The organism is Komagataeibacter swingsii, assembly GCF_003207895.1.
Classification (GTDB): domain Bacteria; phylum Pseudomonadota; class Alphaproteobacteria; order Acetobacterales; family Acetobacteraceae; genus Komagataeibacter; species Komagataeibacter swingsii.
Genome location: NZ_NKUB01000007.1, coordinates 128,073 through 140,515 on the forward strand (window position 1 = coordinate 128,073; position 12,443 = coordinate 140,515).

General features: G+C 64.0%; 16 protein-coding genes. 12 read left to right on the forward strand and 4 right to left on the reverse strand.

From position 1 onward, the window contains the following. Nucleotides 1–32: 32 nt before the first annotated feature. The 9 genes from CFR76_RS07795 to CFR76_RS07835 all read left to right on the forward strand — a co-directional run bounded on the left by CFR76_RS07795 (nt 33) and on the right by CFR76_RS07835 (nt 7,116). Nucleotides 33–1,022 (forward strand): ribose-phosphate pyrophosphokinase, encoded by a 990-nt coding sequence (locus CFR76_RS07795; protein ID WP_025439562.1) that lies wholly within the window; start codon nt 33–35, stop codon nt 1,020–1,022. A gap of 68 nt (nt 1,023–1,090) precedes the next feature. Continuing rightward, nucleotides 1,091–1,681: a histidine phosphatase family protein gene (locus tag CFR76_RS07800; RefSeq protein ID WP_110556614.1), complete on the forward strand. Its 591-nt coding sequence runs from the start codon at nt 1,091–1,093 to the stop codon at nt 1,679–1,681. A gap of 114 nt (nt 1,682–1,795) precedes the next feature. Beyond that, nucleotides 1,796–2,416, forward strand: coding sequence for a 50S ribosomal protein L25/general stress protein Ctc (locus tag CFR76_RS07805; protein ID WP_025439560.1), 621 nt, complete (start codon nt 1,796–1,798; stop codon nt 2,414–2,416). Nucleotides 2,417–2,455: 39 nt separating this feature from the next. After that, nucleotides 2,456–3,028: an aminoacyl-tRNA hydrolase gene (pth, locus tag CFR76_RS07810; RefSeq protein WP_110556615.1), complete on the forward strand. Its 573-nt coding sequence runs from the start codon at nt 2,456–2,458 to the stop codon at nt 3,026–3,028. A gap of 6 nt (nt 3,029–3,034) precedes the next feature. Beyond that, on the forward strand, nt 3,035–4,129 hold the full coding sequence (gene ychF / locus CFR76_RS07815; protein ID WP_110556616.1) for a redox-regulated ATPase YchF: 1,095 nt from the start codon (nt 3,035–3,037) through the stop codon (nt 4,127–4,129). A gap of 48 nt (nt 4,130–4,177) precedes the next feature. Next, on the forward strand, nt 4,178–5,461 hold the full coding sequence (locus CFR76_RS07820) for a glutamate-5-semialdehyde dehydrogenase (protein WP_110556617.1): 1,284 nt from the start codon (nt 4,178–4,180) through the stop codon (nt 5,459–5,461). Between the two features lie 6 nt (nt 5,462–5,467). Further along, nucleotides 5,468–6,109, forward strand: a complete 642-nt coding sequence (locus CFR76_RS07825) for a nicotinate-nucleotide adenylyltransferase (RefSeq protein WP_110556637.1) — start codon at nt 5,468–5,470, stop codon at nt 6,107–6,109. 95 nt (nt 6,110–6,204) lie between these two features. Then, a complete protein-coding gene (rsfS, locus tag CFR76_RS07830; RefSeq protein WP_110556618.1) occupies nt 6,205–6,654 on the forward strand; it encodes a ribosome silencing factor in 450 nt (149 codons plus the stop codon). 3 nt (nt 6,655–6,657) lie between these two features. Beyond that, complete coding sequence (locus CFR76_RS07835; protein ID WP_025439554.1) at nt 6,658–7,116, forward strand: 23S rRNA (pseudouridine(1915)-N(3))-methyltransferase RlmH; 459 nt, start codon at nt 6,658–6,660, stop codon at nt 7,114–7,116. 25 nt (nt 7,117–7,141) lie between these two features. On the opposite strand, the gene CFR76_RS07840 is transcribed toward CFR76_RS07835, so the two are convergent. The 4 genes from CFR76_RS07840 to CFR76_RS07855 form a co-directional block, all read right to left on the reverse strand. After that, on the reverse strand, nt 7,142–7,885 hold the full coding sequence (locus CFR76_RS07840; RefSeq protein ID WP_244191831.1) for a CHAP domain-containing protein: 744 nt from the start codon (nt 7,883–7,885) through the stop codon (nt 7,142–7,144). Between the two features lie 334 nt (nt 7,886–8,219). Continuing rightward, complete coding sequence (locus CFR76_RS07845; RefSeq protein WP_110556619.1) at nt 8,220–8,570, reverse strand: RidA family protein; 351 nt, start codon at nt 8,568–8,570, stop codon at nt 8,220–8,222. An 81-nt stretch (nt 8,571–8,651) separates the two neighbouring features. Further along, nucleotides 8,652–9,290: a nucleotidyltransferase family protein gene (locus CFR76_RS07850; protein WP_110556620.1), complete on the reverse strand. Its 639-nt coding sequence runs from the start codon at nt 9,288–9,290 to the stop codon at nt 8,652–8,654. Beyond that, the gene (locus CFR76_RS07855) at nt 9,287–10,375 is read right to left on the reverse strand and encodes an XdhC family protein (RefSeq protein ID WP_110556621.1); all 1,089 of its coding nucleotides are present in this window, start codon (nt 10,373–10,375) and stop codon (nt 9,287–9,289) included. The genes CFR76_RS07850 and CFR76_RS07855 overlap by 4 nt, the downstream gene beginning before the upstream one ends. A gap of 127 nt (nt 10,376–10,502) precedes the next feature. Here CFR76_RS07855 and CFR76_RS07860 point away from each other — a divergent pair, with 127 nt between their 5' ends. The 3 genes from CFR76_RS07860 to CFR76_RS07870 all read left to right on the forward strand — a co-directional run bounded on the left by CFR76_RS07860 (nt 10,503) and on the right by CFR76_RS07870 (nt 12,162). Then, nucleotides 10,503–10,883, forward strand: a complete 381-nt coding sequence (locus CFR76_RS07860) for a host attachment protein (RefSeq protein WP_110556622.1) — start codon at nt 10,503–10,505, stop codon at nt 10,881–10,883. Nucleotides 10,884–10,952: 69 nt separating this feature from the next. Then, complete coding sequence (locus tag CFR76_RS07865) at nt 10,953–11,612, forward strand: MBL fold metallo-hydrolase (RefSeq protein ID WP_110556623.1); 660 nt, start codon at nt 10,953–10,955, stop codon at nt 11,610–11,612. Nucleotides 11,613–11,649: 37 nt separating this feature from the next. Then, nucleotides 11,650–12,162, forward strand: coding sequence for a DUF192 domain-containing protein (locus tag CFR76_RS07870; RefSeq protein WP_110556624.1), 513 nt, complete (start codon nt 11,650–11,652; stop codon nt 12,160–12,162). The last annotated feature ends 281 nt before the right edge of the window (nt 12,163–12,443 follow it).

The window sequence follows — 12,443 nt, forward strand, 5'->3', positions numbered from 1 at the left end:
TCGCCTGCACCGCCGCCCGGGAGCGTCACACGATGAAGATTGTCGCCTGTAACAGCAACCTGCCCCTTGCCGAAAAAGTAGCGGCGGAGCTGGGACTGCCGCTTTGTAACGCGACCGTGCGGCGTTTCGCCGATATGGAAATCTTTGTCGAGATCCATGAGAACGTGCGTGGCGAGGATGTGTTCGTCATCCAGAGCACATGCTCCCCCACCAACGACAACCTCATGGAACTGCTGATCATGCTCGACGCCCTGCGGCGCGGGTCGGCACGGCGCATCACGGCGGTCATGCCGTATTTCGGCTACGCCCGGCAGGATCGCAAATCCGGCCCCCGCACGCCGATCAGCGCCAAGCTGGTGGCCAATATCCTGGTCGAGGCCGGGGCCAACCGTGTCCTGACCATGGACCTGCATGCCATGCAGATCCAGGGCTTCTTCGACATCCCGGTGGACAACCTGTACGCGGCCCCCCTGTTCACGCGCGACATCCGTGGCCGCATGAAGCTCGATGGCGAGCCGCCGCTGCCCTATGACGCCCCGCCGATGGACATTCCCGGTGGCCCGCACAACCTCATGATCGTGTCCCCCGACGTGGGTGGCGTGGTCCGTGCCCGCCAGCTCGCGCAGCGGCTGAATGTTGACCTCGCCATCATCGACAAGCGGCGTGAGCGCGCTGGCGTATCGGAAGTCATGAACGTGATCGGTGACGTGCGCGGCCGTTACTGCATCCTGGTGGATGACATTGTCGATAGCGGCGGTTCGCTGTGCAACGCGGCGGAAGCGCTGATGAAGCATGGCGCGGCAGCGGTCGAGGCGTATGTGACCCACGGCGTGCTGACCGGCAGCGCGGTCAGCCGCATCGGGCAGTCGCCGCTGGGCATGCTGACGCTGACCGACAGCATCAAGGCGACCGAGGCAGTGAAGGAATCGGCCAATATCCGCCAGATCAGCACGGCGGCCCTGATCTCGCGCGCCATGCAGGCCATATCGGATGAAAGCTCGGTCTCGTCGCTGTTTGACTGAAGGCGGGATTGACCCCCCGGCTGTCCCGGCGTTACCCCCACAGGGGTGTAACTGGAAGGAACGACCCCATGACTGACCTGATTGCCCGGCCTTACTGGTATCTGCGCCATGGGGAAACGGACTGGAATGCACAGGGGCGTTCACAGGGGCGGACCGATATCCCGCTGAACCAGACGGGCATAAGGCAGGCCGAGGCGGCCGGCCTGCTTTTGGCAAAACACTGGCATGACCATGCGCCGATCGTGCGGATCGTGTCGTCGCCACTGATCCGCGCGCGCCGGACGGCGGAAATCGTGGCCGACCAGCTTGCGGCCAACGGCGCGCCTAGGCTGGCGATCGCGCTGGATGACGGGCTGAAGGAAGTCTGCTTCGGTGACGAGGAAGGCAAGCCCATGGGAACATGGTACGACAGCTGGATCGCGGGTGATTACACGCCGGCCAATGGCGAAAGCTTCGCCGACCTGCGCGAACGCGCCGTATCGGCCGTGAACCGGGCGCTGGAAAAGGATGGCGTGCCGCTGATCGTCTGCCATGGCGCGATGTTCCGCGCCCTGCGTTCGGCCATGCATCTCAAGCCCAACGTGCGCCTGCCCAATGCTACGCCAATGTGGGCCGAGCCGGGACCGACGCCGGTGTGGAACCTGACTGCGCTTTCCTGAAAAACCGGGCGCGTACGGCCTTGGGTGATTGCATCGCGCGCGGTTTTCCGTTAAACGCCGCGCACGCGCTGGCACCCCTGGAGGCCCGCGCGCTTGTGTTTCAGGAGCAAACAAGTGACCAAATTCACCAAGATCGAAGTCTCTTCGCGCGCGAAGGCTGGTAAGGGGGCAGCGCGTGCAACGAGGCGTGCCGGCCATGTGCCCGGCGTTATCTATGGCGGCGGCCAGGAACCCACCCTGATCGCGCTTGACCCCCGTATCGTGCATCGTGAGCTGCACAAGTCCGGCTGGCGTTCGCGCATCTATGACATCTCGGTTGCCGGTGGCCCGTCCGTGCACGCCCTGCTGCGCGAGATCCAGCTGCACCCGGTGACCGATGCGCCGCTGCATGTGGACTACCAGCGCCTGGCCGCGGGCCACAAGGTGCATGTGGAAGTGGAAGTCCGCTTCGAGGGTGAGGAACTCTCCCCCGGCGTCAAGCGCGGTGGCGTGATGAACATCGTCCGTCACACGGTGGACGTGGTGGTTGACCCGGCGAACATCCCGGAATTCTTCACCGCCGACCTGTCCAAGCTCGACTTCCACGACAATGTGCGCTGGTCCGACCTCAAGGGCACGGAGCACGTGACCCCGGTGCTGCACGACAACAACTTCGTCATCGCCAACGTCGCCCCGCCGAGTGTCGATGAAGAAGCCGAGGCCGCGGAAGCCGCTGAAGGCGCAGCCGAGGGCTGATCCCCCCGCCGCCACGAATTCCTGACAGGAGACTGAACGATGCTGCTCTGGACCGGTCTTGGTAATCCCGAGGCGGGGATGAGCCGGAATCGTCACAATGTCGGGTTCATGGCGGTGGACCGGATTGCCGACCGCCACGGGTTCGCCCCGTGGCGGAAGCGCTTTCGCGGTGAAGTCGCGGAAGGGATGATCGGGCGGCACAAGGTGCTGCTGCTCAAGCCCATGACGTATATGAACCTCTCGGGCGAGAGCGTTCAGCAGGCGGCCGCTTTCTACAAGCTGCAGGCCGATGCCATTACGGCATTCCATGATGAACTTGACCTTGAACCCGGGCGCATCCGCGTAAAGCGTGGCGGCGGGGCGGCGGGGCATAACGGCCTGCGGTCGATGGACCGCATGCTGGGCACGAAAGAATACTGGCGCGTGCGGCTGGGCATCGGGCATCCCGGCAGCCGTGAGCGTGTGACAGGCCATGTGCTGGGTGACTTCTCCCGCACGGACCGCGAGTGGCTGGACCCGATGCTTGATACGCTGGCCGGTGAGGCCGTGCTGCTGGCGGACGGGAAGCCGGAACTGTTCATGACAAGGATGGCCGCGCAGGCCGGGGAGTAAGGGCGTATGGGCTTTAACTGTGGCATCGTGGGCCTGCCGAATGTGGGTAAATCCACGCTGTTCAACGCCCTGACGGAAACGGCGTCGGCGCAGGCCGCGAACTATCCCTTCTGCACGATCGAGCCGAATGTCGGCCGCGTTGCCGTGCCGGATGCGCGTCTGGCAAACCTGGCGCGTATCGGCAAGTCGCAGAAGATCCTGCCCACCAGCCTTGAATTCGTCGATATCGCGGGCCTGGTGCGCGGCGCGTCGCGCGGCGAGGGGCTGGGTAACCAGTTCCTGGCCAATATCCGCGAGGTGGATGCGATCATCCACGTCCTGCGCTGTTTTGAAGATGACGACATCACCCATGTCGAGGGCGGTGTTGACCCCATCCGCGATGCGGAGATCATCGAGACCGAACTGATGCTGGCCGATCTCGAATCGCTGGAAAAGCGGATCGTGGCGCTGCAGAAGAAGGCGCGCGGCAATGACCGCGAAGCGGCGGCGCAGGTCGAACTGATGGAACCGCTGATCGAGGCCCTGCGTGAAGGCCGGCCCGCGCGCGAGGCGATCCCGGCAGGGCAGGAGGAAGCGGTGCGCCGCCTCCAGCTCATGACCTCGAAGCCCGTGCTGTATGTGTGCAACGTGGACGAAGGCTCGGCTGCGACGGGCAACGAATTTTCCGAACGCGTCCGCGCCCGCGCCGAAGCGGAAGGGGCGGCCATGGTTGTCGTCTCCGCCGCGATCGAGGCCGAAGTCAGCCAGCTTGGCGCGGAAGACCGGGTGGAGTTCCTCGAAGGGCTTGGCCTGAAGGATAGCGGGCTGGACCGCGTGATCGCCGCCGGCTACCGCCTGCTGGGCCTGAGCACCTACTTTACCGTGGGGCCGAAGGAAACGCGGGCCTGGACCATTACCGAAGGCACGAAGGCGCCGCAGGCCGCCGCCGTCATCCATAATGATTTCGAACGGGGCTTCATTGCCTGTGAAACCATTGCATATGATGACTATATCGCCTGCAATGGCGAAGCTGGCGCGCGTGAAGCGGGCAGGCTGCGGATCGAAGGGCGGGATTACGTGGTGCAGGATGGTGATGTCCTGCTGTTCCGCTTCAACGTCTGATACGGGCGTCGTGCCCGTTCAGCGATAGCATGTAAGGAGTGACGGATCATGGATCAGGCTGTTGCAACCCCCACGCGGGCCGACGCACCGCAGCCGGACGTGATCCGCGCCATGGCCATCGCCGCCCGCGCCGCAGGCCGCGTGCTGGCCCGCAGCACGACCGAAACCCGCAATAAGGCCCTGATGGCGGCGGCGGCGGCCCTGCGCGCCAGCCAGGACGAACTGCTGGCGGCCAATGCGCGTGACGTGGCGGCCTTTACCGGGGCGGCTGCGTTTCGTGACCGGCTGACCCTCAACCCCGAACGGGTCGAGGCGATGGCGAAGGGGCTGGAGCAGGTCGCCAGCCTGCCGGACCCGGTCGGCCATGTCATGGCGGAATGGGACCGGCCCAACGGCCTGCGCATCCGCCGCGTGGCCACTCCGGTGGGCGTGATCGGCATGATTTACGAAAGCCGCCCCAACGTGGGGGCCGATGCCGCCGCCCTGTGCATCAAGTCCGGCAATGCCGTGATCCTGCGCGGTGGGTCGGACAGCCTGAACAGCGCGCGTGTCATCCACGCTGCCATGCAGGCGGGGCTGAAGGCGGCCGGCCTGCCGGTGGAATGCGTGCAGATCCCGCCCGATGCGGATCGCGCCCATGTTGCGTCCATGCTGGGGGCGGCCGGCCTGATTGACCTGATCATTCCCCGTGGCGGCAAGTCGCTGGTCGAGCGTGTCTGCGCCGAGGCCCGCGTGCCGGTGCTGGCCCATGCCGAAGGGTTGTGCCACACCTATGTCCACGCCGCCGCCGACCTGGAAATGGCGCGGCGGATCGTGCTGAACGCCAAGCTGCGCCGTCCGGGCATCTGTGGCGCGACCGAGACGCTGCTGGTTGACCAGGCGATCGCGCCCAAGATCCTGCCCGGCCTGATCGAGGATCTGGCCACCCGTGGCTGCACCTTCCGCGCCGATGCCCGCGCGCGTGCGGTCGTGCCCGACCTGCCCGCCGCGACGGAAGATGATTTCGCCACCGAATGGCTGGATGCGGTCCTGTCCGTTGGCGTGGTGGATGGCGTGGAAGACGCGCTGGCCCATATCGCGCGTTACGGCAGCGCCCATACCGAGGCGATCGTGACCGAGGACGCGGTGGCGGCGACCACCTTCCTGAACGGGACGGACAGCGCCGTGGTCATGTGGAATGCCTCCACCCAGTTCTGCGATGGGGGGGAATTCGGGTTCGGCGCCGAAATCGGCATTGCCACCGGACGGTTCCATGCCCGTGGCCCTGTCGGGCTGGAGCAGCTGACAACCTATCGGTACGAGGTGATCGGCACCGGACAGGTCCGGCCCTGATCCTTGCTGACGGGTGTGGGTGATGTCCTGCCGGCCCGTGGCGACGGGCGGCATATGCGTGTCGGCCTGCTGGGCGGTTCGTTCAACCCGGTGCATGACGGGCATATCCAGCTTGCCTGCCGGGCGCTGCGGCAGCTTAAGCTGGACCAGGTATGGTTCCTTGTCTCACCGGGCAATCCGCTCAAGCCGGTGGCGGGCATGGCGCCCCTGTCGCAGCGGCTGGCGCTGGTGCGTGCGCGTATCCATGGCGTGCGGGGGCGCGGGCTGCTGGCGACCGACATCGAAAGCCGGATCGGCACGCGCTACACCGTCGATACGCTGCGCCGCCTGAAACAGCTTTTCCCGCATGTGCGTTTTGTCTGGCTGATGGGGGCGGACGGGCTGGCGCAGATGGGGCGGTGGTGGCGGTGGCGGGACATCGTGCGTATGGTTCCACTCGCGATTCTGCCGCGACCGGGCTATAATCCAGCCGCATTACACGGCCAGGTTGCCCGCAGGCTTGCGCGCTGGCGGCGTCCGGCGCGACAGGCGGGCATGCTGGCCACATGCAGGCCACCGGCATGGGTCTTTCTTCCCGCGCCGCAGAACGCTATATCAGCAACACAAATACGTGCATCGCAGGCCAATTCCGGCCACCGACGGGAGTAACAGCCATAACCAGGAAGCCTTCAGCCGAGAGTGGCGCCAAGCGCCGGACCGGCAGCACCCTTTCCGCGGGACAGCCACGCGTCAACGCGGCGTCATTGGGCAGTGCCGTGCAGGTGCCGGGCACGCCGCGCAAGAAGGCCGCCGTGGCTGGCCCGGTATCGACTGACACGCGCGAAGCTGACCCGCGCGTGGAACAGTTTCTGGAAATCATCACCACCAGCCTTGAAGATGATAAGGCCGAGGATATCGTGGTCATCGACCTGACGGGCCGCGCGTCCTTTGCCGACCGGATGGTGATCGCCACGGGTATCGCGGACCGGCAGATCGCGGCCATGGCGGCCCATATCGATCGCAAGCTGGGCGAGGTCGGGCACAAGCGCGTGCGGACCGAAGGGGCCGCCGGTTCCGACTGGGTGCTGCTGGATGCGGGGGATATCGTCGTGCATCTGTTCAAGGCGGAGGCGCGTGCGCTGTACGGCCTGGAACGGATGTGGGGTGCGGATCTGGATGTCCCGCCGGAGGCGCCAGCAACACCGGTGGACTGAACAGTGTTCCATCTGATTGCCGTGGGCCGCATGAAGGACCGGGTGGAACGCGATCTGTTTGATCGTTATGCCAACCGGCTTTCGCCGCGCATCAGGCTGGTCGAACTGCCCGAAGGGCGCGGCGCCCCCAATGAAATCAAGCGCAGGGAAGGGCAGGCGATCCTGGCCGCGTTGCCTGAGCGCGCGATCGTGGTGGCCATGGATGAAGGGGGCCGGACATATGACAGTCTGGCCTTTTCACATGCGGTGGAACGGTGGGTCGAGACGCCGCGCCCGCTGTGTTTTGTCATTGGTGGGGCGGAAGGGCTGGACGCGAGCGTGGTGCAGCGTGCCGACCATACGCTTTCGCTGGGCAAGATGACGTGGCCGCACATGCTGGTGCGCGGGATGCTGGCGGAACAGTTGTATCGTGCGCGTGCCATTTCATCCGGGCATCCCTATCACCGCGCCGGACGGCCCTGATTTGCAGGGCCTCGATTTTTTTTAATTACCGGACGGAACGATTCGGCGCGTCATCCGTATAGGCGAGGGATGGGGAGGCGTGACCGACGATGCCTTCAGGCGCTTCGGCCACTTCCGTGCTGTTGTGGCGCATCATGCGACCGGAAGCCCGCGCCATGACAGGCGGGTTGCGCATGGCTTTCTGGTAGGTGCTCAGCATCATGTTCGACGTGGTATCCGGTCGGGCATAAATGAAGCCATAGGTCGGATAGATGCTGCCAAATGCCCCGCTGCGGCTGTTCAGCGCCACACGCACGGCCGACCAGTCATTGTTGGGCGATACGTCAATGACCGGAACGTCACGGCTGATCCCGCGCTGCCCCCAGTGGGACTGGTCGATGACGATGGTGCGGCTGTTGACAACCTGGCGCACCACGGCCACATGGCCAAGTGGCATGCGGCGGGTGCCACGGAAGTTCAGGACACTGCCTTCTTCCGGTGCGTTGCCACGGGCGTAACGCCCGGCGGCATTGTACCACCAGTCAACCGCGTTGCCCCGGATTTCAACATCCGACGCCGACTTGGCGAAGGCCACGCACTGGATGACGTGCCCGCGTTCACGGGTGGCGTGACGATAACTGGCGTGGTGCAGGGAATGATGCGTGGCGGCAGTATGCGCCGTGGCGGGATGGACATGGCTGGCATGCCGGACCGGCCTTGCATGCCCCTGTTCCGAAAACATGAACCCGAACGTGGCACCAAGAACGGAAAGCAAAACGCCACGCTTCATGTTTCTGATCCACATTTTCCGCAATCTCTCCACCACGTTGGGGTGATTCGTCTGATAACCGCTCACATCGTGTTCATCGAGTAGCAAGCCCATTGCAAGTCTGACAAGCCTGCGCTGTGACGGATGAACAGCAACACTGCATATTTCACCCAAAAACTTCATCTCATGTAAAAAATAGGAATATATTCTTTAACCGGACTATTTATTCCCTGTTTTCCAATCGTTTATGCATGGGAAAACAAAGGGGAGAACATAAGTGGAATGATTCTCGGAAAGCGGGAAAGTTGCAAAAATGTGACATGTTTATCAGCCGACTTTCCCGCATTCCCCGGCCTTACTTGGTGGCGATCACCATGATTTCGACCAGCACGTCGGGGTGGGCCATCTTGGCTTCGACGCAGGCGCGCGCGGGCGCGCCATCCTTGGGCAGCCACGGACCCCATACCGCGTTCAGCGCATCACGGTCGTTGATGTCCTTCAGCCAGATCTGGGCCTGCAGCAGGCGGGTATTGTCGGTGCCGTGCAGTTCCAGCGCCTCGTCAATCTGGGCCAGGATGTCCTTGGTCTGGGCCGTGACGTCGGCGGACAGGTCGCGGGCCACGAATCCCTGCGTGAACAGGAAGCCATGGTATTCCACCACCTTGGACAGGATGGCGTTGGGTTCGGTGCGGATGATCTTGCTCAATGTCTTGATCCTGGTTGGTTGTCAGGCCGTGCGGTGGACCGCAGGGCGTGCCTTCTCTCTTTGCGCCGGCGCGGGCTTAGGTCAACCGTCTGCGAAACGGCGCGCGAAATCGGCCAGGCGGTCCGGGGTATCAAAATCCGCCATGATTTCCGGCCCGGCCGCAACGCGCGCCATGTCGGCTTCATGCTGGTGCAGGAGCGGGCGCGCGCCCCGATCCCCCGTCAGGGCCAGCAGGGCTGGGAACATGGCACGACCCCACAGGACCGGATTGCCGCGCCTGCCTTCATGCGCCGGCACCACGCCGGGCCGGTCGGGATGGGCCAGAAAGGCCGTGATCATGCGGTCGATCAGGTCCGTGCCGATCAGCGGCATGTCCCCCAGGCAGACCAGCGCGCCCGCGACAGCCGGATACGTGCTGGCGGCGCGGATGCCGGCCGCCAGTGTACGGGACAGGCCGCATGCGTGGTTGGGCGCCGTAATGAATTGCGGTGGGTTGTCCACCTGCCTGTCCATGGACGCGGCAGCCCGGATTTCAGCTGCGCGGTGTCCCAGCACGACAATGACCGGGTTGGCCCGGCTTGCGGTAATGGCGCGCAGGGTGCGGGCGATCATGGGCAGGCCCGTGGCGTCGGGCGCCAGCAGCTTGTGCAGGGGTGCCGTGCGGCTGGAACCGCCCGCCGCCAGCACAATGGCCGCGACGCGCGGCCTGGCCCGCGTCATGTCCAGCCCGATATCCGTCCCAGCGGTTTGTTGTGACGCACGGCCACGATTTCAGCCAGAATCGACAGGGCGATTTCCGCTGCTCCCACCGCCCCGATGGCAAGGCCGACGGGGCCATGGATGCGGGCGATCTGCCCGGCGGAAAAACCGGCCGCATGCAGCCGTTCAACGCGCGATGCCTGTGTTTTGCGCGATCCCAGCGCACCGATATAGAAGGCGTCGCCATTCAGGGCATACTGCAAGGTGGGGTCATCCAGCTTGGCATCATGCGTCAGCGTCACGATGGCGGTCTGGTTATCCACCCCCAGCCGCGCCAGCGTTTCATCCGGCCAGTCTGTTTCCAGCGTGATGCCGGGGAAACGCTCGGCGGTTGCAAGCTGGGTGCGGGGGTCGATGACCGTCACGCTGAATCCGGTGGTCTGCGCCATGGGGGCCAGCACCTGCGCGATATGCACCGCGCCGACGATCAGCATGCGTGGTGGCATGGGAATGAGGTGAAGGAACCACAGGGCCTGTCCGGCCCCGTCTTCCAGTCGCAGGCTGCGGCCTGTCTCGAACACTTCCCGCGCACGGGCGGCAAGCCGCGTATCAAGGTCGGGCGTGGCGCCATCACCGGGTGTGGCATCGGTCTGGTACAGAAGGCGGGAAGTTCCCGTCGCCAGATCCGTCGCCACGATGACCGGCACGCGGGCGCGGCGTTTTTCAGCCACGGTTTCCAGGATGGTCAGATCCAGCGTGCCCTGTGGGTGCGTGGGCGTGCGCACGGCGACGACATACACATCCAGCAGGCCACCACAGGCCAGGCCAACCGCCCACGCATCATCACTGGATACGCCATAGGACAGGGTGGCGGGGTGGCCAGTGGCCATAATGCGCCCGGCTTCCTCGACCACCGCGCCTTCCACGCAGCCGCCACTGACGGACCCCTCGATGCGGCCATTGGCGCAGACCGCCATCATGCTGCCGGCGGGGCGGGGGGAACTGCCCCATGTCGAGGTAACGGTCGCCAGGGCGCAGGGCTGACCCGCCCGCGCCCATTCGATCAGGAGATCCAGAGGATCCCGCGTGGATGAAACCTGTGTCATAGCAGGACTACTCTATCAGCACGCATACACACGCACCAGCCGGTGGACATGCACGGACAGGCACCCCATATATTGTCGTAACATAAGGCCACCCCGAAGTGGGGCGCGCATGAATGGAGTAATATGAATGAGTTATGTCGATCCTGCCTGGTATGTTGTTGCCGATAACATTCATGCCCGTATCCTGAAGCATGGCGAACATGGCCTTGCGACGTTCGAACACCTCAAGAGCGATGATGCGAAGGGCATGGATGCGCCGCGCAATGGCGCCTATGGCAAGGTCATTGCGGAATTCCTGAACACGGTCGTACGCCAGAAGAAGGCTCCGGCCATTGCGATCGCGGCCCCCGGTGATGTCATGCACCAGATCCGTACGCATCTGGACGTGCATACCCGCGCGCTGGTGGTCAAGGAACTGGAGCGTGACCTGACCAATACCCCCGACCATGACCTGGCCAAGCATTTCGACATTCCGGCCACCGGCTGGCCGCTGCCCAACGCGGGCTGATCGGCTACTGGTCGCCTGATGCGCCCCGCGGTAACGTGGGGCGCTTTTTTTATAGGTAGGGTTCCGCGCATGCCGACACCTCTTTCCCTTGAAATCGTGCCCGTCACCGCCTTTGGCCAGAACTGTTCCATATTATGGAACCCCGGTACCCGTCATGCCGTGGTGGTCGATCCGGGTGGCGATGTGCCGCGTATCACGGCGTTCATCACGGAGAAGGATCTGTCGGTTGACGCGATCTGGCTGACCCATGGCCATCTGGACCATGCCGGTGGGGCGGATGCGCTGCGGCGTGAACTGTCCACGCGGCAGGGTGCCCCGGTGCCGGTAATCGGTCCGGACCGGGCGGATGACGCGCTCCTGTCCTCCATTACCCGGCAGGCCGCCCTGTTTGGCCTGAACGGGCTGGAAAACGTAACCCCGGACAGGTTTGTAAAGCATGGCGAGATGCTGGAGGCGCTCGGGCACCGTTTCGAGGTCCGTCATGTGCCCGGCCATACCCCCGGCCATGTCATTTTCCATGATCCCGAATCCCGCTTCGCCTTTGTTGGCGATACCCTGTTCCGTGGCGGGGTGGGGCGCACCGATTTCCCATACGGCGATCATGACCAGTTGATCGAGGCCATACGGCGGGAATTGCTTCCGCTGGGCGATGATGTCACGATCCTGCCCGGCCACGGTCCCGCAACGACAATCGGTGCGGAACGGAAGGGTAATCCCTTCCTGAACTGACAGGCGGATAAACAGGGATGCAGGAGAGAATTTGCTTATGATGTCCTTCAAGGCAGGCCGGTGGCTGGCCCTGGCCGCATGTATGGCCGCTGTATCGGTTCCTGCCATCGCGGCGGAAGAAACGGGCGAGCCGACCCACGCCCAGCCCGCCCTGCCAACGGTGCCGCTGACCATTACATCCGCCGATGGCGTCAGGCATGTCTTTACCGTGGAAAAGGCCATGACCCCGCGGGAACAGCAGGTGGGCGAGATGTATCGTCCGTCTGTGCCAGCCGATGGCGGCATGATCTTCGTCTGGTCCTACCCCCGGCAGAGCGACATGTGGATGCAGCATACGCAGGCGTCACTCGATATCGTCTTTATCGGCGCGGATAACCGCGTGTCCTCCATTGTGGAAAATGCCGTGCCGCTCAGCCTGGCGCGGATCAGCAGCCATGGTCCCGTGCGCGCCACGCTGGAACTGCAGGCCGGGATTACCGAAAAGCTGGGAATCGTCGTGGGCGATAAGGTGGATTCGGCCGTTCTGAACAGTGGAACGCCCGCCAAGTGATTCTGAAATTTACTGGTTTTCCGCGATTTTCATGTCTTGTGGATGAAAGTTTTTGTTTTTTTGTGATTTTAAGATTGACGGTTGTTGGAGCGGGACCTATATCCGCACTCACCGGCGGCGCTGAGGAAACTTCTTGAGCGGCTCTGGTGGATTTGCTAGGTTATTCGGCCCTGTTGGGCTGTGATCTTTGACAAGAGAATAGAGAGAGTATCTGGAAGGGATATGCTGGCGGCGCGGTTGTTGCTCTTTGGGGCGATGATTGGCGGTCTGGACTGGGTGAG

Excerpts from the sequence above, each read along its gene's own strand:
- ychF (WP_110556616.1), top strand. The coding sequence starts at position 3,035 with ATGGGCTTTAACTGTGGCATCGTGGGCCTGCCGAATGTGGGTAAATCC.
- CFR76_RS07860 (WP_110556622.1), top strand. The coding sequence starts at position 10,503 with ATGAGTTATGTCGATCCTGCCTGGTATGTTGTTGCCGATAACATTCAT.
- CFR76_RS07865 (WP_110556623.1), top strand. The coding sequence starts at position 10,953 with ATGCCGACACCTCTTTCCCTTGAAATCGTGCCCGTCACCGCCTTTGGC.
- CFR76_RS07850 (WP_110556620.1), bottom strand. The coding sequence starts at position 9,290 with ATGACGCGGGCCAGGCCGCGCGTCGCGGCCATTGTGCTGGCGGCGGGC.
- CFR76_RS07870 (WP_110556624.1), top strand. The coding sequence starts at position 11,650 with ATGATGTCCTTCAAGGCAGGCCGGTGGCTGGCCCTGGCCGCATGTATG.
- CFR76_RS07795 (WP_025439562.1), top strand. The coding sequence starts at position 33 with ATGAAGATTGTCGCCTGTAACAGCAACCTGCCCCTTGCCGAAAAAGTA.
- CFR76_RS07840 (WP_244191831.1), bottom strand. The coding sequence starts at position 7,885 with ATGAAGCGTGGCGTTTTGCTTTCCGTTCTTGGTGCCACGTTCGGGTTC.
- CFR76_RS07820 (WP_110556617.1), top strand. The coding sequence starts at position 4,178 with ATGGATCAGGCTGTTGCAACCCCCACGCGGGCCGACGCACCGCAGCCG.
- CFR76_RS07800 (WP_110556614.1), top strand. The coding sequence starts at position 1,091 with ATGACTGACCTGATTGCCCGGCCTTACTGGTATCTGCGCCATGGGGAA.
- pth (WP_110556615.1), top strand. The coding sequence starts at position 2,456 with ATGCTGCTCTGGACCGGTCTTGGTAATCCCGAGGCGGGGATGAGCCGG.
- CFR76_RS07855 (WP_110556621.1), bottom strand. The coding sequence starts at position 10,375 with ATGACACAGGTTTCATCCACGCGGGATCCTCTGGATCTCCTGATCGAA.